The organism is Nostoc sp. LEGE 12447 (assembly GCF_015206985.1).
Taxonomy (GTDB): domain Bacteria; phylum Cyanobacteriota; class Cyanobacteriia; order Cyanobacteriales; family Nostocaceae; genus Nostoc.
This window is the reverse complement of sequence record NZ_JADEXT010000072.1, coordinates 1-18,880: the sequence shown is the minus strand read 5'-3', so window position 1 is coordinate 18,880 and position 18,880 is coordinate 1. Positions and strand designations below refer to the sequence as shown.

General features: G+C 41.7%; 27 protein-coding genes and 1 pseudogene. 7 read left to right on the top strand and 21 right to left on the bottom strand.

Translation table 11 applies throughout. From position 1 onward, the window contains the following. Positions 1-787 (bottom strand): DEAD/DEAH box helicase (locus IQ274_RS34050; protein ID WP_194144954.1); only part of this gene is annotated, 787 nt, incomplete at its 3' end. 167 nt (positions 788-954) lie between these two features. Here IQ274_RS34050 and IQ274_RS38190 point away from each other — a divergent pair. Then, complete coding sequence (locus IQ274_RS38190) at positions 955-1,146, top strand: HAD hydrolase-like protein (RefSeq protein WP_194144956.1); 192 nt, start codon at positions 955-957, stop codon at positions 1,144-1,146. A 152-nt stretch (positions 1,147-1,298) separates the two neighbouring features. Here IQ274_RS38190 and IQ274_RS34040 read toward each other — a convergent pair whose 3' ends face one another. The 7 genes from IQ274_RS34040 to IQ274_RS34010 form a co-directional block, all read right to left on the bottom strand. Further along, positions 1,299-1,952, bottom strand: coding sequence for a hypothetical protein (locus IQ274_RS34040; protein WP_194144953.1), 654 nt, complete (start codon positions 1,950-1,952; stop codon positions 1,299-1,301). A 17-nt stretch (positions 1,953-1,969) separates the two neighbouring features. Next, positions 1,970-3,790 (bottom strand): hypothetical protein, encoded by a 1,821-nt coding sequence (locus IQ274_RS34035; RefSeq protein ID WP_194144952.1) that lies wholly within the window; start codon positions 3,788-3,790, stop codon positions 1,970-1,972. Positions 3,791-3,801: 11 nt separating this feature from the next. Next, positions 3,802-4,518 (bottom strand): hypothetical protein, encoded by a 717-nt coding sequence (locus tag IQ274_RS34030; protein WP_194144951.1) that lies wholly within the window; start codon positions 4,516-4,518, stop codon positions 3,802-3,804. Between the two features lie 3 nt (positions 4,519-4,521). Next, positions 4,522-4,932 (bottom strand): hypothetical protein, encoded by a 411-nt coding sequence (locus tag IQ274_RS34025; RefSeq protein WP_194144950.1) that lies wholly within the window; start codon positions 4,930-4,932, stop codon positions 4,522-4,524. Positions 4,933-5,096: 164 nt separating this feature from the next. Then, complete coding sequence (locus IQ274_RS34020) at positions 5,097-5,807, bottom strand: hypothetical protein (RefSeq protein ID WP_194144949.1); 711 nt, start codon at positions 5,805-5,807, stop codon at positions 5,097-5,099. Beyond that, a complete protein-coding gene (locus IQ274_RS34015) occupies positions 5,797-6,216 on the bottom strand; it encodes a hypothetical protein (RefSeq protein ID WP_194144948.1) in 420 nt (139 codons plus the stop codon). Before IQ274_RS34015 ends, IQ274_RS34020 begins: the two co-directional genes overlap by 11 nt. Positions 6,217-6,423: 207 nt before the next feature. Then, entirely contained in the window at positions 6,424-6,642 is a 219-nt protein-coding gene (locus tag IQ274_RS34010) for a hypothetical protein (protein WP_100903457.1), read from the bottom strand. 421 nt (positions 6,643-7,063) lie between these two features. Here IQ274_RS34010 and IQ274_RS34005 point away from each other — a divergent pair, with 421 nt between their 5' ends. Beyond that, complete coding sequence (locus tag IQ274_RS34005) at positions 7,064-7,279, top strand: hypothetical protein (RefSeq protein ID WP_194144947.1); 216 nt, start codon at positions 7,064-7,066, stop codon at positions 7,277-7,279. Between the two features lie 74 nt (positions 7,280-7,353). On the opposite strand, the gene IQ274_RS34000 is transcribed toward IQ274_RS34005, so the two are convergent. The 13 genes from IQ274_RS34000 to IQ274_RS33940 all read right to left on the bottom strand — a co-directional run bounded on the left by IQ274_RS34000 (position 7,354) and on the right by IQ274_RS33940 (position 12,918). Beyond that, a complete protein-coding gene (locus IQ274_RS34000) occupies positions 7,354-7,533 on the bottom strand; it encodes a hypothetical protein (RefSeq protein ID WP_228058576.1) in 180 nt (59 codons plus the stop codon). Positions 7,534-7,663: 130 nt separating this feature from the next. After that, positions 7,664-8,338: a hypothetical protein gene (locus IQ274_RS33995; RefSeq protein ID WP_194144946.1), complete on the bottom strand. Its 675-nt coding sequence runs from the start codon at positions 8,336-8,338 to the stop codon at positions 7,664-7,666. A 5-nt stretch (positions 8,339-8,343) separates the two neighbouring features. Next, complete coding sequence (locus IQ274_RS33990; RefSeq protein WP_194144945.1) at positions 8,344-8,730, bottom strand: hypothetical protein; 387 nt, start codon at positions 8,728-8,730, stop codon at positions 8,344-8,346. A 45-nt stretch (positions 8,731-8,775) separates the two neighbouring features. Continuing rightward, the gene (locus IQ274_RS33985) at positions 8,776-9,015 is read right to left on the bottom strand and encodes a hypothetical protein (protein ID WP_194144944.1); all 240 of its coding nucleotides are present in this window, start codon (positions 9,013-9,015) and stop codon (positions 8,776-8,778) included. A gap of 14 nt (positions 9,016-9,029) precedes the next feature. Continuing rightward, complete coding sequence (locus IQ274_RS33980; protein WP_194144943.1) at positions 9,030-9,374, bottom strand: hypothetical protein; 345 nt, start codon at positions 9,372-9,374, stop codon at positions 9,030-9,032. After that, positions 9,371-9,571: a hypothetical protein gene (locus tag IQ274_RS33975; protein ID WP_194144942.1), complete on the bottom strand. Its 201-nt coding sequence runs from the start codon at positions 9,569-9,571 to the stop codon at positions 9,371-9,373. The genes IQ274_RS33980 and IQ274_RS33975 overlap by 4 nt, the downstream gene beginning before the upstream one ends. Before the next feature lie 39 nt (positions 9,572-9,610). Beyond that, positions 9,611-10,384, bottom strand: a complete 774-nt coding sequence (locus tag IQ274_RS33970; protein WP_194144941.1) for an ERF family protein — start codon at positions 10,382-10,384, stop codon at positions 9,611-9,613. Between the two features lie 17 nt (positions 10,385-10,401). Then, the gene (locus IQ274_RS33965; RefSeq protein ID WP_194144940.1) at positions 10,402-10,662 is read right to left on the bottom strand and encodes a hypothetical protein; all 261 of its coding nucleotides are present in this window, start codon (positions 10,660-10,662) and stop codon (positions 10,402-10,404) included. A gap of 26 nt (positions 10,663-10,688) precedes the next feature. Further along, positions 10,689-10,907 carry a hypothetical protein gene (locus IQ274_RS33960; protein WP_194144939.1) on the bottom strand — a complete coding sequence of 73 codons (219 nt, stop codon included), beginning with the start codon at positions 10,905-10,907 and terminating at the stop codon, positions 10,689-10,691. 6 nt (positions 10,908-10,913) lie between these two features. Then, positions 10,914-11,237, bottom strand: a complete 324-nt coding sequence (locus IQ274_RS33955; protein WP_228058575.1) for a hypothetical protein — start codon at positions 11,235-11,237, stop codon at positions 10,914-10,916. Further along, positions 11,227-11,613 (bottom strand): hypothetical protein, encoded by a 387-nt coding sequence (locus IQ274_RS33950; RefSeq protein WP_228058574.1) that lies wholly within the window; start codon positions 11,611-11,613, stop codon positions 11,227-11,229. The genes IQ274_RS33955 and IQ274_RS33950 overlap by 11 nt, the downstream gene beginning before the upstream one ends. A gap of 204 nt (positions 11,614-11,817) precedes the next feature. Next, positions 11,818-12,384: a hypothetical protein gene (locus tag IQ274_RS33945; protein WP_194144938.1), complete on the bottom strand. Its 567-nt coding sequence runs from the start codon at positions 12,382-12,384 to the stop codon at positions 11,818-11,820. A gap of 321 nt (positions 12,385-12,705) precedes the next feature. After that, positions 12,706-12,918, bottom strand: a complete 213-nt coding sequence (locus tag IQ274_RS33940) for a hypothetical protein (RefSeq protein WP_194144937.1) — start codon at positions 12,916-12,918, stop codon at positions 12,706-12,708. 135 nt (positions 12,919-13,053) lie between these two features. Between IQ274_RS33940 and IQ274_RS33935 the strand changes: the two genes are divergently transcribed. The 5 genes and pseudogenes from IQ274_RS33935 to IQ274_RS33915 form a co-directional block, all read left to right on the top strand. Then, a complete protein-coding gene (locus IQ274_RS33935) occupies positions 13,054-13,287 on the top strand; it encodes a hypothetical protein (RefSeq protein WP_069071877.1) in 234 nt (77 codons plus the stop codon). 392 nt (positions 13,288-13,679) lie between these two features. Then, the gene (locus IQ274_RS33930) at positions 13,680-15,278 is read left to right on the top strand and encodes a hypothetical protein (protein WP_194144936.1); all 1,599 of its coding nucleotides are present in this window, start codon (positions 13,680-13,682) and stop codon (positions 15,276-15,278) included. Positions 15,279-15,382: 104 nt separating this feature from the next. Continuing rightward, on the top strand, positions 15,383-16,615 hold the full coding sequence (locus tag IQ274_RS33925) for a hypothetical protein (protein ID WP_228058573.1): 1,233 nt from the start codon (positions 15,383-15,385) through the stop codon (positions 16,613-16,615). Positions 16,616-17,049: 434 nt separating this feature from the next. Continuing rightward, positions 17,050-17,508 carry a hypothetical protein gene (locus IQ274_RS33920; protein WP_194144935.1) on the top strand — a complete coding sequence of 153 codons (459 nt, stop codon included), beginning with the start codon at positions 17,050-17,052 and terminating at the stop codon, positions 17,506-17,508. A 175-nt stretch (positions 17,509-17,683) separates the two neighbouring features. Next, a pseudogene (locus IQ274_RS33915) lies at positions 17,684-18,754 on the top strand (glycoside hydrolase 100 family protein); the annotation flags it as partial. Positions 18,755-18,880 lie beyond the last annotated feature (126 nt).

Genomic DNA, 18,880 nt, shown 5'->3' with positions numbered 1-18,880 from the left:
GTTCGGCACTAATATAATTACGAGAAAATTCCGCAGCCAGGGCACGAGAATGTTCTAAGCTACAGGCGAAAATAACTGTACGAAGATTTCGTGCATATTTAAAGTAATTCTCAAGGATTTCACTAACACCAATTTGGCTAGTGACGGCAACCGCTAAATCTTTAGCTCTAAAATCCCCACGAGATTTTGCAACTCCAAGAGTAGAAATAGTTTGATTCGTTGCAAATAATCGAAAGTTACTTAAATACCCGGACTGAATTAAGTAAGCCGTGTCAATGCCAATAACCAAATCATCAAATAAATCAACAAAACCTTGACCGTCAATTCTCTGGGGAGTGGCAGTTACACCTAATATCTGGGCGCTTTCATAATGTTCAATTAGTCGTCGATAAGATAAAGCAGTTGCATGATGCGCCTCATCTAATATCAAAAGTCCAATGTTCATTGGCAACTCTAATACCTCTCGTCTGCTCAACGTTTGAACGCTAGCAACTTGGATTCTCCGTTCAGGATTAGCCAGAACACCTGCTTTGATAATCCCAACTGGTTCACCGATAATTTGCTCTAGCTTTTCAGCAGCTTGAGATATCAACTCGATCCGATGGGCAATGACTAAAACTTGCTTCCCTTGCTCAAAGAATTTATGGGAAATATGTGCAAAACACACCGTTTTCCCGGCGGCTGTCGGGAGTTGTCCAAGCACCCGCCTATTACCTTTTTCCCAAGAATTCCAAATATCTTTTATCCACTGATGTTGATAATCTCTAAGTTCGTAGGTAACAGGCATTCAATCTACCTCAACAAGAATTTTTCTCCCGTGAGAATATTGCTCATTATGCCACAAGTTCTTAAAGTTAAGATACCGATAATCCTAATTATAAAAGTAGTAAAGATGTTTTGACTTAAGTTAATGCGATTTTACTTTATAAAGAGCAAATTAGATAGAGTAAAAATATAGATTTACCAAATTGTTGGTTTATTGGCGATAATTTAAGTGATCTAGAAGCTGAACATAGCGCAGGGTCTAAAACGATTTTGATAGCTCAAGGCAATCAGTCTCAGATCCAAGTGTCTCGTTTAGGAATTGCTGACTATATTTTGGTTATCCTTTCAATAGCAGCACAGGTGATAATAACTGCCTCTTAATCATGCTTAGTCGTGGAAAAACTCTCGAACCAACCGCGATGCAAAAAAAGAAGAGCAATCCAGCCGCGATCGCTACCATAGCTGCTAAACAAGCTGGATAACCCCAATACCATTCCAGTTCTGTCCGGCGATTGTTACCAGAGCTAGAAGATTCATTTTAGCTTCTGATAGTCTTGAAAAAAGCGATTCAAATCACTTAAAAGTTGACAATACAAACTTTTGTTTTCATAAGTGCCAGTAGCATTCTCCCAAGAATCGCAAATTCTTGGGCTAGTAATCGGCAAAATCAAAACAAATAGGGGCACAATTAATATAAGGTTTCGGACATCAGTGATTAAATCACCAACTTCGCTCAGAACAGGTAACTCGTACTGGTGACGATGTGTAATTAGTGCATCTTTGGTTTTCTGAGGTTGAGTTTTTTGCTCCTTTTCTAAATTGAGATTGGGCTGGATATCTATCTCAAGAACGTTCTTTCTGACCACTTCAATTGCCGTCACTAAATCATCTATAGGTTGTCCATTCCTAGCACGATTGACAAGTATTGCTTCCAGAATTATTAATCTTGACTTGGAAGTTAATAGTATAGGCATCTGCTGATTAGCTTCATTGATGAAATCCTGTTGTTCTTTGAGAAGCTTACTAGTTTGCATATTGTGTAGCCACTGTTTTTGAACTAGTAGTTCGCGTTCTGATAGTTTTAAGCTTTGAGAGAGACTGTTAATAAAATTAACAACACTCGTTGTTAACTTTTCTAAAGGGTTTGAGGCTGCTGATGGGGAGTTGTTTCGATTGTTGTCTTGCATAGGTTATTCAACAAATTTTAATTTTGATTGCTATTGCAGCCGCCGAATTTGTACTTAAGATGTGAATTCTGAAGCAATCTTTCGATTCCTAAGCGGATTAAGTCTGGTGGAACTCCGTCTAATTTCAACTCGGTTTGGATAAACTCATCAATGGAATTAGCTTTCGTCTTCTCTAAAAGTGCCAACATCTGTTGAGCTTGGGTTGTTGGTGTGCAAGACTCGTTAGTTTCAGCTTGAGAGGTTTGCTTATTACTTGGTGCAGAGTCAATAAAGTTTTTGGTATCCCGGTCATAACCAGAGAAATTCTTTAACAGAGGCATTGGTATCCATTCATTGATGCCGCCGTAATAAACTGCTCGACCAACTGGTGATTGTGCAGCAATCTCCATTACTTGGGTTGAGGTAATCTTGCGATCGCTGGGGATGAGTTGAGTGGCAATCATGGCGTTGTAAGCTGGGACGTTATCAGGATGAACCAGCGCCACAGAGGTTAACTGCGATCGCAGCCCGCCAGAAATGCCCAAGTCATCAGTGTGGGGGTTCTGCACGACAATCCAGAAATGCCAACCGGAACTATCACCGCAAGAACAGTAAGAGATGATTTTGTCCTTGAGCCAACCAATTTCACCCTTGGTATTTTTAAATTTGGAACAGACAGCCGTACCTTCATCCAAAATAATCAGCTTGGAGCCAGAGATATTTTGAAATTCGGTAAAGCATTCTTTGACCCATTTAACGGCTTCGACCGGAGACATTTCTAAGATTTTAGCCCGTTTAAAAGTATCAACACGACCTTTGAAATAACCGGTTTCTTTCTCGTCACCTTTGGGGTCAATATAAAAGATGTGTATGCCAGAATGCAGCCGCTTGATAGCGTCGATTGCATTGCTAATGGTGATCCCCTTGCCAGAACCAGGGACACCAACCCACAGCATATTGGTAACTTTTTTCGCAATATGCCCAATTAGGTCATACTGCACTTGGGGTTTAGTGGTGTAGGTGGAGATATCGGTATTAGTTAAGCTATGAGAGGCTTCTGCTCCCAAGAATTCACTATTTAACAAAGGGTAAGCTTCATTAGAGTGAATCTGTTGCGCTGAAGTTTGGGTTGTTTGTGGGACAGGAGTTGGTAGTTTTGCAAACCTTGCCTCTGGAATACCTAAATTCTGAGGTTTGGTTGCTTCTTGAATAGCCGTAACTTGCTGATAGTTTACTCTGGGGTCAACACTTACTTGCGCCAAATGACCGGATAGCTGTTCAGGGGTAGGGAAATAGCCTTTAAGTTGAATAAACCAATCGAGCAGCCAACGGTAAGCATAAAATCTTTTCCCAGGCTCAACAGCATTCAGATATTCACATACAACATGAGAACATTGTTTGAGCATGGCAAATTCGTATTTCTCCATTGGCTCTAAGTGCAGCATCAAGTCAGCCAGTTCATTTTTGCAGGCATTGTATTCATCCCTGGCAACACTATCTCCCATTGCCGAAAGGAATTCAAAAAAGCCACCACGTATAAAGGGAATCGGTGCAAATTGATGGGTATCGTTTAAGTCCTGAACAATTGACCATAGATAACCAACACCAGCTACGACTGCACCGATAGGAGCAAGAGGAGAGGTAGCATAACAAACTGCGCCAGTAAGAGCGGTGGTCAGTGTGATGAACTTCGCCAGATTCATACCGTTACGTTCGTCCCTGGCGCGGACTAACAACTGATCCTGTCGTTCCTGTAACCAAGAGGCGGTATTCCCAGCTTCCAAATACTCAATACTGGGGTAGTCGTCACGTAAAAGTGCCGTTTCTTTTGTACCGAGCATTGGTATTTGTTGCTGCATTTTCTTTCCTCTTACTTAGTTAGCTTCCAAATGTTGTAACCAATCTCGCCAGCCATCATTGAGGCACAGTTATAAGCAAAACAACCCAAAATTGCGGCTGGGTTAGTGTAACGGAAAGGATTACGACCAACGAATGTGGTGGTGATGTCTAGTACCCAGAAAAATAGTGCGATCGCTCCACCTGTATGACGTTCTTTCATGCCAGCAGCTTTATAATCACCCCATAAAGCCACTGTCAGGTCGATATTCCCATTTGGTTTACTGCCGAGTGTGTATTGTTTTGATTCCTCAAACTCGTTCTTGGCCTGTTGTGGATCTTTACCACGCAATGTCCGAGCTTCCATCACTTGAACAAGTGCAGAGATACCAAAGCTAATCCAAAACAAGGGATTAAATAGGAGTTGTAACCAACCAAACCAACCAATCCATTCTGTTTCAAACCAGGGAAAAATCGGTTTTCCCTGAAATAAAACCTGCCAGATGCTATCAGTAGAAAGGAGTGTACCAATCCAGAAACCAATTGCACCAACGAGCTTGTATCCGGGTGTGCCTGGGGTAACGAATTGGGCAATAATATGTGAGATAAAGATGACTGGCAGTGAGATTAATGCCACAATCCACCGAGCTAACAATTCTAGGTAGTCACTCCCTCCTTTTTTCGGCTCTTTCTGTGGTGATGATTCTGGTTTCGGTTGTGAATTAGATTTGTTTGGAGTGAGATATTTCATAAATCAATTGGGTGAATCTTTAAGTAGTGGCGAATTCTTACAAGCATTTTTGAATCGATATTTCCATTTCCATTGCCTCTGTTCAATTCGCCCAATACATAAACCAGTTGAGTCATACACAAAAACTGTCTCATCTTCTAAATAACCTGTAGTGTCAGGTCTAGGGTTACGTTTTTTTGAGTCTAGATAGTTCCTAATTCGTAACTTACTGAATGAGGGCGTAACTCCAAGAGAGTTAATTTTGTCGGCGGTTTCTGCCCTTTGCTCGGCTTTAATGCGTTCTAGTTCTTCAGACTCACGAATAGTAATACCGTGAGAGTAAGTTTTGAATTGGGCTGGCAGTTGTGATAACCAAGGACTTGCGATTAACCCCATGCCCAATAATCCCAACATCGCTTGCTTCTGATATTTCATCAAACACTCAGCCAAAATATTTTACGGTTGTTGCCCTTGGATACTTTGTATTGTCTGGGGTGGTGGTGCATTAATAACACGGACGTAAACAGAAAGCCCAATGCAAACTAGAAAAAAAATGACTGAGAATCCGAAAAGATTTTCCTTGAAGAACTTGCGCCATTTTAAGCTCGAGATTGGAATTTCTCGCTCAACAAAGAGCGTGTCAAATTTTTCATATCCTGAATCGTCGCAGGTAGTTTCGACTTTTTTTCTGGTGCTGGAACTCCTAGTTCTTGTAAGAATGCTTGCGGGTCAAAACCAGAAGTAGCAGTATTAGTGAGTTTTTCAACCTCTTGTTTTACCTCATCCCCAGTCTTTAACCCGTACTCTTGGGTAATTTGTTGTCTGATTTCGGGATTCTTGGCCAACTGATAAATAAACGCTATTTCATCAAAGCCTTGCTCTGTGCGTCGCTGTAATGAACGAGCATCAAGTTCACTGGTGATTTCATCGAACAATTCTTGCTCAAACTCGTGAACTGCCAGCGCTTGAGCAACAGTCTTGCCTGCCACAATGTCCAAGAATGCTTTAAAAGTTTCCCGACTGACTCCAGCAAGATGTAATTGTTCACTCACACTTTCTATGGCATGAGTTTGTATATTCGCTAAATTGCTCTCACCTCCTAACAGCTTTGATTGGTCGAGAGTTGTTTGCGCTAAACTGAACAACTTTTCTAAGCGATCGCTGATTTCTACAGGAAATTCTTCTGCATTTGGATCAACTGTTGGATCTGACTGAGCCAGTTGTTCTAACCCAGCAATGATTTGCTCTGGCTTGTAGTTAGCACTCAATAATTCAAATAATTCTGCACGGGTGAATATGCTATTCGACATGATGTATTTCTCCTAAACCGTATGATGTGAATCTAAGTTGTTCTTGTTCAAAGTTGCTGCGAGTATATTCACCTTTGTTAGCTTCAATAATGGCCTCAACAAGGGGCTTTTTATCAATGCCTTGAACAATGTCAGAAAACAATTCGCCAATCTTTCCTACTACCCATACTTGATACGTTGTCATTAATGGCGCACGTAGTCTCTTTTCTTGAGCAAAAGCTTTCATTCTTAAGAGTATTAATCTATACTCTGGAACAAGTTGAGCAACTTCTGTCCACCGTTCTAATGTACGGGGGCAGATGCCTAAAATTTTAGTTGCTTTGGCTTTTGACATCGGTAAAAGCAAGAAATTGACTCCCGATTGGCTTGGTTTTTGATGAAAAAGTTGTTCTCTCCATTTTGACTTCATGAACTTAGTCAAATCCGTATCAACAGTTTTAAAAAGTTAGTCAATATCCGTGTCATATCAGTAGCAATATCTGTATCAATGTCACTGTCAATATCTGTATCAATATTGATGTCCATGACAAACAACTATTGACTATCTATTGACTTTGCTCTTTTATAATAAAAAAACCATGTCGAAACGGGTAGTGTCTGTGTGACCTTTTTTAATTTAAAAAGCGCTTAAATATAAATCTAATAAACCAAAATGATTTAAGACAGATTCTTTTGGTTGTTGGTAACGACTACTATGCTCGTCAGCCAACCAGTGCTTAAGAGTTTCTGGTGGATAGTCGCTTAGTTCATGAATCTCGGACACCGATAATCCGTGCTTCAATTTAAATTCTTTAGGATGAATTCGTTTTACTTTCAATAAGTGTTTGTTTGACATAATGCAATTACTTATAAAATCTTTCATCCGATGCGTTTTGATGCAGTGATACCGAAGGCACAATTTTTGTACCTTCGGTAAAAAGCAAGCAGACCATGAGAGGAATGGCACGCTTGAAAAGCTGAAACTTCCTTGCTGGCAGGGTGTGGGAGGTGTGGGAGGACGGGGAAGAAGTCTTACCCCCCCCTCTCCCCACACTCCCCCACACTCCCCACACTCAAAATCTTGTTATATCAGGGCTTTGCGATTAACTTAGTGCCATTCCCCTTTACCCCGCCAAGTTCACTTGGCGAACTTCTAGAGTAGCACAAATATACTATCTATACCCCTGTAGATAAGATATTATTTGGGGAAGGTTTTTTAACAAAAACATCTAACTATAGGGGTATAGTTATATAAAAGTCTCCTTGTTGATCAGAAAATGCCTAAGAAAACTACACCAAAAATGATTCAAATAGCAGTTTCTATTCCAGAGCCGTTGTATGAAGCAGCAAAACGGATTCAAGCAATGGAAGGATGGAATGAGTCAGAAATGCATCGGCTGTTTTGGGAAAAAGGATTTGCGCTTCACCTTCAAGGAACTCTTGCCCGTCATCAATTGGGTTTGATTCCTTCTGAAGAGAGTTTAGCCAAGTGATGAGGGAACAAGGGAGGAAAAGGAAGGGAGAAAAGAGAATTATGTTTGAGTAATTCTTCTTCTCCCTTGCTTTTTCAAGAATCCTTCCTGTGTTTAACCAACACTGAACGCAGGTACTGCCGACAAGCTGCTTCTCCCCGATAAATCAAAATCCGCAGCGCCTGTATTTCCTGCATTGGAGAAACACAGATTTCGGCAATCGCAGCAATCAAATTCTGTTGCTTCTGCACATAATCTTGATGCTGCTGCTCCAACTCTTGAATCTTGGAGTTTAGCTGTTATATCTGCCGTAATGCTTGAGTTAAGGACGATTCTTTGTTTCGAGAGCGATTATCTAGAGTTAACGCCATTTTTTTGCTCCTTTGTAATTTATAAGAATGCCAACTAAGTTTGTGCAAGGTCTTCACGACTAAGTATCTTTTTTTTCATGCCGATTGAAGTGCGAATAAATCCAGATTTTTCGCAATACTTATCCATTTTTAGATCCGAAGTTATTGGACAAGCTAAAGGGCTAGCAATTGAGACAACAGAAGTAGCAAATTCGTAAGGTTTTGTTAATTCTTCCTCGTGCCAGTCGCCTAAACAACGGAATATAGTTACGTGTCCAGTTGGTTCGTCTTCATCGGGCTGAAAAAGAATATTTACAATTCTTTCAGTTGAACCTAGTTGTGTAGATTCTTGAAAGCCTTGCCAATCGGGGCATTGATCGCCAAATGATCCTTGAGGATGAATAGCGCAATTGAGCGTTACACCGTTGTATGGGATACCGTGATAGTATTTGCACCCTTTACAGTTGGTGGGTATAGGTAAAAGCTTGCCCTGAGCGTAGTCGTTAGGGCAGCCTCTCCAAGAGTTGGGCTGAGGTTGCCCTAACAGAATTTGGTTAACCTCAATTTGTCTTGCAATTTGGTCAGTAATGAATGTTGTGATCCCAGTTCCGACTATTGCCCCGCTTATGGCATACATGATATTTTTACCGAGATATTGAGTGCCAACATAACTACAGATAATTGTTGCCGTTACTGTACTGATGCCTTTGATGAAAGGACTAAAATTCATCTTTTTTACTCAATTAGTTCCTTAGTGCTGGGGAACTTCTCATGATCTGAGCAAGTATCACCTTCTACTCCATGCGGATGAATCGCACAAACCAGCTTTACTCTTCCATATTCAATACCATGAAAATTCCGGCATCCTTTGCAAGCCTTTGGTTTTGCTTTGAGCCTTTCCTCTAAAGTTCTGTCGATTTGTTCTTCAATTTGAGTTTTCAACAGACGATCTAGAACTATTGTTTGCAATCCAACTCCCCCTAGCATCAGGGACAAGCCAGAAATCCAACTTTTTGCACCCTCTCCCGCAATTGTTCCTTTAACACCGATAATGATGCCGATTGCCATTGCCGTTGCTCCTGATGCTGCGACAAAAACATTCAAATATTTAAGCTTTGACATTGGTTTTTCTCTCTATTGTCGAACAAAATAAAATTCTGTACAACTTTAATTTCTTGCTTCATACCCTGATTCTCCTTGTTGAGAAAATTGCTCTACCTGATCAATTGCGTCTACTATTTCTCCTAAAACATTGAACGCATCATTTAGCACCACATCATTTGATGTAGAAAAGTACTCGGACGATTGAAGCCTGCGATAATCCTTACTACTCCCAACCACCTGCAATGTATATTGACAGCCTTGCAAGATAGCCCGAATCTCTGGTGTAGTTAATTTTATTTCCATTGTCGTTTCTTCCCCTAAAATTTATCCCGGTGAATACTGAAACTTGCTCCGACCAAAGAACTGCCCAAGAAAGCGGAAAAACTGACCAACATTGCACCCATGCAGATATTTTTTTGTTGCTCCCAACCAGAGATGATTATGTTGGGGTCAGCATTCGTTTCAATAATCTCCATTCCCCAGCAGCCTGTTGCTCCAACTCCCGCAAATCCGGTAAAAAGTAAAGATACAATTGCAGTTGTTTCTATGATGCGGTCGAGAAAAATTCTGGGATTGAATCTTTTTCTAGTCCGGCGGCGAAGAAGCAATTTACTCTTGTGGTCTAATTGAGATTGGTAAATAGCTTGTTTGTGGTTAGTCATTTAGATTCCTCCAATTGAACATAGAAACCCGCACCTGTATTGGTAATCTTTACTTTTCTTTGATTAACCAACATTTGAATGACACTAAGACTAAAGCTGATACTGCACAATCGAGCGCTACCACCACAACGGCCAAGATATTGTAGGCAGAGTGAGGACTGGTCAGTAGAGGTGGGGTAAGTGGATTTTCTTGGCATAATGTTTTCCTATTGGTATTATAAGAAGATATGATTGATTCAATTAAGTTCTGGCAATTGTGCAAGCGCTCCTTCCATCCATGCTTGAATTGCTTCCATCTCAGAAACACCTCGTAATACAGCATCGATTACCTGTTTCTGATAAGAGTTAACAGCATGGTTTGGATGTCCAAACTTATTACCAGCCCAAGCCAAACACATGGTTTTCACTAGTTCATCAATCTGAACAGAATCAAGCTCACTTGGACTTGTAACATTTCGAGAATGCAGCCACTCTTTGACTAAATCGAGTGGATAATTTAAAAGCGTGCGAACTTCTTTGACTCGCAAATCTTTTGGGTTGATTGATGGTGGAGTTATAGCTTGTTTGGTTGGCTGAATTCTAGGCTGTTGATTGTCTTTGCGGGGTCTAATATTATTTTGTGGTTGTTCAGGCTTTTGAGGAGTAGTTGCACCTTCAGCATCATTATCTTCATCAGCAGTTACCGATAAAATTGCACAAACGGCATAGCGACGAGCATAGGTCAAAGCTGCACCAAACTTTTGAGAGTCAGCAATCTCAGGTAAAGGATAAGTGCTGGTAATGCGCTCTCCAGATTCATGAAAAAGGTGAGTTTGCAGTGTTGTTTTACCTTCACAGATTTCAGTAGTTTGAATTATTACTAATCCATATTTACCAAGTCCAGGGGTGACAGCATCCAACACAGCATCTAGGGTTGCATATTTACGCTTGTAATGAGGATTAGTACCGTCTTTTTGAATTGGATTAAACTCTGCCTTTGCCTTGATTAAAGCTTTGATTAATTCTTGCATTAGTCAATTCCAAACTCTTACCAATCATTTTCATTGACATCACCAGACACTTTTTTGCTAGATTTAGCTTTATTTATCTGAAACTCTGAGGCTTTTAACACAGGCCTTGCCGCTTGTTTTACCGAAGTTTTTGCTTGTTGATAGAGAAATTGAGTTATTCCATCAGCATCTTCTCCATCTTCCACTTGCGCCCACAAAGAACAACCTAGTTCCAGTGATTCGTAGTCGCCGAGATTAAATTTTCTGGAGTAGCTAACAGAGACAGTGGTGAATTTCATTATTTTGGGTTTTACTAATTTGGTTGTCAAACTTCTTTGTTAGTATCAATCATTTCAATGCTGAGTCTCTTACATAAATCGCTAGCTTTTACACCAATAACTCCTGGCTCAATTTCAGTAGATAATTCCTCAATGATTGAATGAAATCCAGGGTCTTCATCATTGATTTCTACTTCAACCAAACCTGCTTTGTTTGATATAACAGTTGCCCAACTTGGGCTTTGCTTGAGGAATACTGGTTGCATAGAGTTTCATGATTTTGATTCCTGATTAAACTTGACCTCAACAATTTCTTCCAGACAACCCATTGCCTCAGCCAAATAGTGCAGAACATCGCCCAAGTGAGTTGCTGCTTCTGGGTCAATCTTCTTGTCCGCAATCAACAAAAGCCAATTTTCATCTTGAGCGATCGCCTGAATTTTCAGGTAGCACGAATTGAACTGGTTCAGTATTTCTATTGGTTCCATTGATTTATCCAATGAATTGTGTTGTTCTATTTCGATAAACTGATAATTTAGTTTTGCTCCTTGCCACACAGGTGGGTCTTCCTGCCCACCCGTTTCCTTACACTGCAACTAAATCTGTTGATACTCTTGCCACCTTCATGAAGTCGTCTAGTCCAACTGCTGCATCAACCGGCTCGGCGTATCGAATCTTATCTACAGCATTCGACCAGTGCGTAATATGCTGAAATATCACCCCAATCATGGAATCACCCTTATACACTCGATAAGTTCTGGGGCAAGCTCCATTCACGTATACAAGTTTGTAGGGAGGAATTTCTTGTACCTCTGCATAGGGGTCGGTTGGAGGAAGAAGAATTTTCTCTGGGGATTCATCACAATCGGCTTCTTGAAGAGAAAATGGGCTAATCATATTTGATGTGGCATGATGATTTAAATTGTCATAAATTTCGTTGTAGAGGCGATTGCTTTTGTCTTGGGGCAGCAATCGCCTTTTTTCACTTCAGGGATTTCTTACACCTGTGCGTTTGGATCTGTTGGAGGGCGCATAATTTTCAGTTGATGGTTATAGAAACCCGAATCTAAATATGTGATGTTACTTGCTGTACTATGTGCGATGATTATTGTAATTGCATATAGGTGGCGATTGCTTTTGTCTTGGGAAGCAATCGCCCTTTTTCACTTCAGCAACTTACGCCGCTACTGTTGCTCGGACTCCCAACGATGCAATCACTTGTTCTGCACTAGGAGCCACGCGATTGACTCCGTACTGTCTTGGTCTTGCGTACCAGCTTTGTTGATTGCACCCGACGAAGCCCACAAAATGCCCGTCTTGGTAGAGTTTGGTGCTAAACGAGAGCCAGTCAATCTCTCCGTGATATAGACCAAAAACAGTGCAGGCTTTTTCCAATTCATCGCTTAGGCGTTCGTTCCGTTCTAGTGGGGTTTCTGGTAGAGTCGCCTTAACCTCTGCAACTCTTTTTGCAAACCAGTTGCGATCAAAGGGTAGCCGTCCGCCTTGCACGAACTGCACCCATACTGTGATTCCGCCTTCTATCCAGATCGTGCGAACTGATTCGGGTTCGACCTCGATAATCTCGCCAATGATGCGGCGATCTCTGCTGGTGAGAGGATCTTGGGTGGGGGCTACAGCTTCGGCTTGGGATTCGAGATGGCTGTATAGTTCTGCTTGGGCTATCGCTTGCTCGTCACGAGAAGAACTAGGAATTGCTTGCTGTGTATGTGTTGTATAAGGCATAATAGAGTTCCTTGATAAAAGGGTAAAAAGCGATCGCGAAGTTTTCCAGGCAAAGCGATCGCTTTTGTTATGTGTGCAAACGACGTTGTGGTTTAGCACAACGCTCTCAAAAAGATTTGGCGTAGCCATCAACAGTTATCAGTTATCAGTTCATATTGATTTTTTATCCGATTTGTCAGAGTCCCCCACTTCTAAAAAGTGGTAGGTAACAGTTAGGGTCAAATCTCCGAGAGAGTTACTGTGATAACTGATAACTGTTTACTGTTCACTGATTTAAAGCCAGTGGCACTTGAGCAATACCAAAACAGGAAATACAACGTATCAGGCGACGTGTATAACTTCAAACGCTTCAACTGCGGCCCGTCGTCCTGTCGGTAATTTCTTATTCAGTGCAAATCCATTTCCGGCTGTGTACCCCTCGCCTTCTCTGGTTGTGCCAGTGCCTCGGTTGCTCCTCAAGCAGTCACTCTGGATTGTGCTGTCAAAGTTCAGATAGTGCAAACCCTTTTTGCGTTCGGGTGCAGGCGGTTGCATTTCCTTGCCCTTATATTTATATAGTGTATTGCCATTGACGATACTTTATCAATACCAAAAACAATACAGTTGCCAATACCGCCACAGCTTGATAGTTTTGTGGTAGGCATTCTTAACGAGGCTTGATACGACTATATGGCGAAGAGAGAAAGGACTTTTATTTCGATTGAAATTGATCCAAGCAAAAAAGCAGATTTTGTTGCTAAGGTCAAAAGCGAGAACAAAAACGTTACCGAAGTTCTTACAAACTGGATTGATGGATATCTTGGAGTTGCTGGAGGTATTGACGTTGTTGATCTCAAGAAACGTGTAGAGGCCATAGAACAGGCTTTAAAAGAGGGGGATATTATGGGGGAATCAGCCGCCTGAGAGAGGAAAATCGTTCTCTCAGGCAAACTCATGAACAATTGCTGAAATTGCTTAAAGAAAGACCCGCCGACAGTTAATGTAGGCGGGTTAACTTTTAAAGGTCTTGCTTGTATTGGTTTGGTATTATAATATTCCAATACAAGCACCAGAATAACCCAAGATGATTAAGATTATTCCAAAGTCTGTAAATCTAGTATTGGACTTAATTGCATAGCAAAAGCGATCACCGCCGGCAAGCAATGCGATCGCCTGCTCAATCCGTTAACGACAAAGTGAGCTAATTATAATGCTGACACATTTTTGGAAAAACTTTCCAAATCAGCTGCTCTTGTTCACTTTGGTTAAACTGCAACACCTCAACTTTTAAGCATTTACCATAGTGGGCAAGAAAAATGCTGACACTAGAACCCGAACAAACAACGACGCTGGACTACAGCAACCTCAACACCAGCATTCAGGAAACCTTCACCGCCATCGACCGATTCGAGTGGCAAGCGGTAGATGAAATTCTCCAGATGAGGGAACAACAGCTTTACCTGCAAGCTGGATATAAAAACTTTGAAGAATACTGCCAGCGTGAATTATACGCCTGGGGTGGATACCGACGAATCAACCAACTGCTAGGAGCCAAAAAGGTTATAGACGCAGTTGGCGAGTTGGGGGGACACATCAAAAATGAGCGTCAAGCCCGTCCACTGCTGCGGCTAGTCAAGGAACCAGAGAAATTAAAACAAGCTGTAGCGATCGCTCTCAAAGATAATCCTTCCCCTGGCGAATCAGACTTTGCGGCTGCTGCAAATATTGTGGTTCCTCAACTTCCACGCAAAAAGCAATCTATTCAGGAACCAATGGTTCCCAAAATTCAAGAACCAGTGGTTCCTCAAAAAGCTATTGTCACAGTTTCACAACAGTCACACCCAAGGTATGGAGAAGAGGGAACCATTGAGGCAGATGCACCAAATCATTGGCAGCAGATTGTCACTTTTGCTGATGGTGAGAGGCTGCTCATCAACAACACCGATTTAGATGCCCCCAGCGTTCCATTCCAAAGAGAGCAGAACTATCCACCAGAATATACGGAAGCGATCGCTCAAATTAAAGAACAGCATCAGCGAGAGTTAGAGCGACTTTCCCAGGAATTGAGAATTGGGCTACAGTCAGAAGCCACAGCCAGAGCAGAAGAACAAGTACAAGAACAAATCCAATCCTTGCAAAACCTGTACAAGCAGCAGAGGGAGCAAAATATTCAATTGCAGCAGCGTTTGGATGAGATGGAATCGCTACGACAGTTGGAGGCTGAGAACCAACAGCTTAAGCAGCGTATTCAGGATTTGGAAAACGCGGTTGAGCAACGCCCTTCTCAACAGTGGGGAAATACCATGACGCAACAGGCGACTAAAGCGTTAAACAAAAAGGTGAAGCAAGCCTTGGAGAAAACTATTGATTTGCGATCGCTAGCTGTTGAACCACCCAAAGAGAATGCCCAAGAATGCTTACGACTCATGGGTATAGCGTTGAAGAATCTCGCTAGTGCCATGAACAACACCCAAGCCCTGGAAGCTGCGGCCATAATTCTGGGAAGTGAACCTACACCATCTGCGATTGCCTATCGAGCCGAGCAATTGGAAATGTTGCCCCAGGCGGTTAGTGATATTCGGCAGGTACTTGCAAAACCTGGGTGTAGTTGGCAGGACTTTTGGAATGTTGCTCAAGAGTATGAGGTAATCAAACAGGACTACTGGGCGGAATTGACCACCCAGGAGACTGATTTAATTACTGCTCTCCAGAACGCATCCTCTCAACTGGACAGAATTGGTATCGGGTCTATCGTTGCCCATGCCGACCCATACCGTACTTTGTATGTCGCCAAAGGAGAAGTGATTCAGGATTTGGGAGATGAGGTAATCGTTGCATGGGATCACTGGCAGAACGACTCGAAAAAGACTGATAGGTATTTCCGAGATGAATTAAGATTCTGGCAACCTCAATAGATTTTCAGTAAATCGGTAACTTTTTAGACAAACGAATAGAAGTACCAAGCCCCGCATCACAGTGGGGGAAATTTCCGTGCGTCAACATAACAGGAGATTGTAAAATGACCGCAACTATCACAAGACCCAAGCTCAAAAAGACTGCTGATAAAGCACAATCACCGTATAAGAGGCTTCATGTGATTATTCCCATAGAAGATTTGTTGTGGGCATCGCAACAAAAGCCATCAATTACGCAATTGTGGCAAGAGTGTTGGACGGCTGACCCTTATGGCTCCCGGTGGATGCCTTTGACCTCAGCTTTGGGGTACAGTACTTTTATCTCTGCAAAGAAAATTCTCTCCGAAAGTGGGTTGTTCATTTTCAAGCCCGACAAGTCCATAGAAGATGGGCGGGAAACGGCTAGCTGGATGGTGAAAAATTTGCATGGCAGTCGGATGAAGGAGTTCTGGGAGAAAGCTAATTTTGTCTCACGAGAATTAGATGCTGAAAAACGAGAACCAAATGCTGAGATTTCAGAGATAGATGCTGTCCCTGAAGAAATGGGTGCTTTGTATGAAGCATCTATTTTGGGTCAAAGTCCGTCAGAGCAAGGGTTCCAGGAAACCTCACGAACTACTCAGGAACACCTCACAATCTCTTCAAAAGAGATTGTGAGGTGTATCTCTGACACGCTTACAGGAAATTCGCGTGAGGAGGAGACGGCTCATGCGCCCTTGGGGGGCGCGTCGCCTCAGTCTGTCGAAGGCGTGTCAGAGAAGGAAGAAGACTCGCCTACGGCGAATGACTGTACATCACTAACGCTTGTGGAAGCTGTGCAGGGTGAATCTGCTTCGTTGTTGGCTGAAAACCAGGATTTTAGCGTTGAATCGAGGGACTGTCATGAAGGCACTGATTCCGCCGCGCCCGTTGCCCAAAATGAAAAATCTTTAAATTCTGCGATCGCTTATCAAACTCAGGAGGAAGTAGAACAGGGTTATTCTGCTTTGTTGTTGGTTGAAAATTCAGTTTTGGGTGGAGAAATCAAAGCGGATCATGAAGGTGAAAGTTCCGCCGCGCCCGTGTCATTAAATCAAAGTGAGATATTTGAATGGTTGGATAGAGCAAACCTTGGAGAATGTCCCCCATTGTGGGTAATTCAATATTTGCTAGACAGCAAGTATTACGCCAGCATGAGAGCAACAATCAGCAAGTTTGAGAAGCAGTGGAATATATCTGTAGTCAATTATCAGGTGCAAAATCTAATGAGGCATTGTTTACCGCCGTTCGCGGAGCGTCTCGTAGAGAAGATATCGCCATTAGATCCAAAGTTAGACTATTGCGAATGGAGAAACTGAAGATGGCTTCTCTGGTTGGGCAGAATCTGGGGTTTGACTTTTTGCAGGAGTGTTGGGATGATGACCCGGCTTTGCAGATTGTGATCAAGAAGCTGCTGGCGAAGTTTCCGCAGTGGGGGGTTGTGTGTGTGGATAGGGAGATAGTTGAGTCTTAAGGAGGTAGTGATTGTAATCAAAAACAGCCTATAAATCATTAAAGATTTACTAGATAAGGGTTTGGTGGTTTTATTGGGAAAATTAGAAACACTCTTTTTTCTATACTCAATGCCGCTTAGAGCTTAATCGAACTGTATTGGGAGTGTAGAGCAATACTACATTGGGAGTGTAGAGCAATACTACTATTTAAGTAAGGATATCTAACGTAAGAAAGATTTATACAACCAGCAATAGTTCTAAGATCAGTCTATCAAACAGTAACGCAAGGAGAAAAATAAATGAATCAACCTGCAACTGTTATGAGGAGACTTCTCAAAACGGCAACCTTTACTCTCCTTGGACTAGCTTTAATTGGTTTAGAAATTCCGGTAGCAACTGGTAAAAGCCTGCAAAATAGCTCAACAACATCAGAAACATCAGATTCGCTTGCTGACGGAACATATCTGTATGGTGAAATCCCTCAACCTAATCAGATTGGTAAAGCTTACCTGATATTACAACGTCAACAAGGAAAAGTTTTAGGAGCCTTCTATTACCCTCGTTCGGAGTTTAGCTGTTTTACAGGACAAGAGAAAAACAACACGCTTTCTGCTAAATCAGTTGACTTTGGCAAAGCATCAGCCAAGAAGATGAAAATAAATCTGCAAAAATTTCATCAAATCAAATCTATCAGTACTAATGATAAGCAGATACTCTCGAGCTGCAAGCAAACAATTGTTGCATTGACTAAGAAATAGCTCACAGTAATACTTAGCCCACAAAGGTTTTCATCAAAATAACTGTTAATTTCTTTTGGACAAACAAATGGCTCACTTCAGATTATTTTAGCACCTTGTTAATGCCTAATACACGCAAATATTTCCTGCAACTACTGCACCATTTACAAAGAATAAAGTACTACAAGGTAAATTGATGAACCTAAACAATGGAAAAGTTGATTCCGTCAGTGAAGCTTGGAGGGTACTTGAAAACTCTATTATTGTGTATCGAAACCGCCCAATTGGAACACTAGCAGCTTGCGACCCGAAAAAAGAAGCCCTCAACTATGACCAGTGCTTTGTCCGTGATTTTGTTACTTCTGGTCTCATTTTTCTCATACAGGGGAGAGTAGAAATTGTCCGCAATTTTTTAGTAGAGACTCTAGCTTTGCAGAGCCATGAAAAGCAGATGGACTTTTTTAAGCCAGGACCAGGATTAATGCCTGCCAGCTTCAAAGTTGATATCAGCAACACAGAACAATTTTTGACAGCTGATTTTGGAGAACATGCTATAGGTAGAGTCCCACCTGTCGATTCTTGTCTGTGGTGGATTATTTTACTACGGGCTTATGTCAAGGCGACAAAAGACATGTCTCTAGCCCATCAAGAAGACTTTCAACAAGGTATCAAGCTGATTTTAGAGTTCTGTTTGGTACATCGGTTTGCGATGTACCCAACAATGTTAGTTCCTGATGGTGCTTTTATGATTGACCGTCGTATGGGAGTGTATGGGAATCCTTTAGAAATTCAAGTTTTATTTTATGCAGCTTTACGAGGAGCAACTGAACTGCTCTTGCCGGATAATGGTGGTGTTGAATATCTGCGGATAGTTAGCCGACGTTTAGCAGCCCTTGAGTACCACGTTAAAGAATACTACTGGATAGATATTAAACGTTTGAACGAAATTTATCTCTACAAAGGTGAAGAGTTCGGCAAAGAAGTTGCCAATAAGTTCAACATTTATCCCGAATCAATTCCTGATTGGTTAACCGAATGGCTGCCAGAAACCGGAGGATATTTAGCAGGAAACATTGGAGCCTCACAGATAGATTTCCGATTCTTTGCATTAGGGAACTTAATGTCTATCCTAGTATCCCTAGCTAGTGAGCAAGAATCTCAGATGATTATGGATTTGATTGAACAACGCTGGCATGACTTAATCGGTTACATACCAATGAAAATTTGTTTTCCTGCTCTTGAGGGTTCAGAGTGGAAAATCATTACTCAGTAAACCAAAAAGTTTTTGAGAGAAGAGCAATCGCTAGACACAATGTAGCTTATAATACTTAGAAATACAGAATTTTCTGACTAGCAGACATAGTATAGATTATGATTACTTATAATTAGCTAG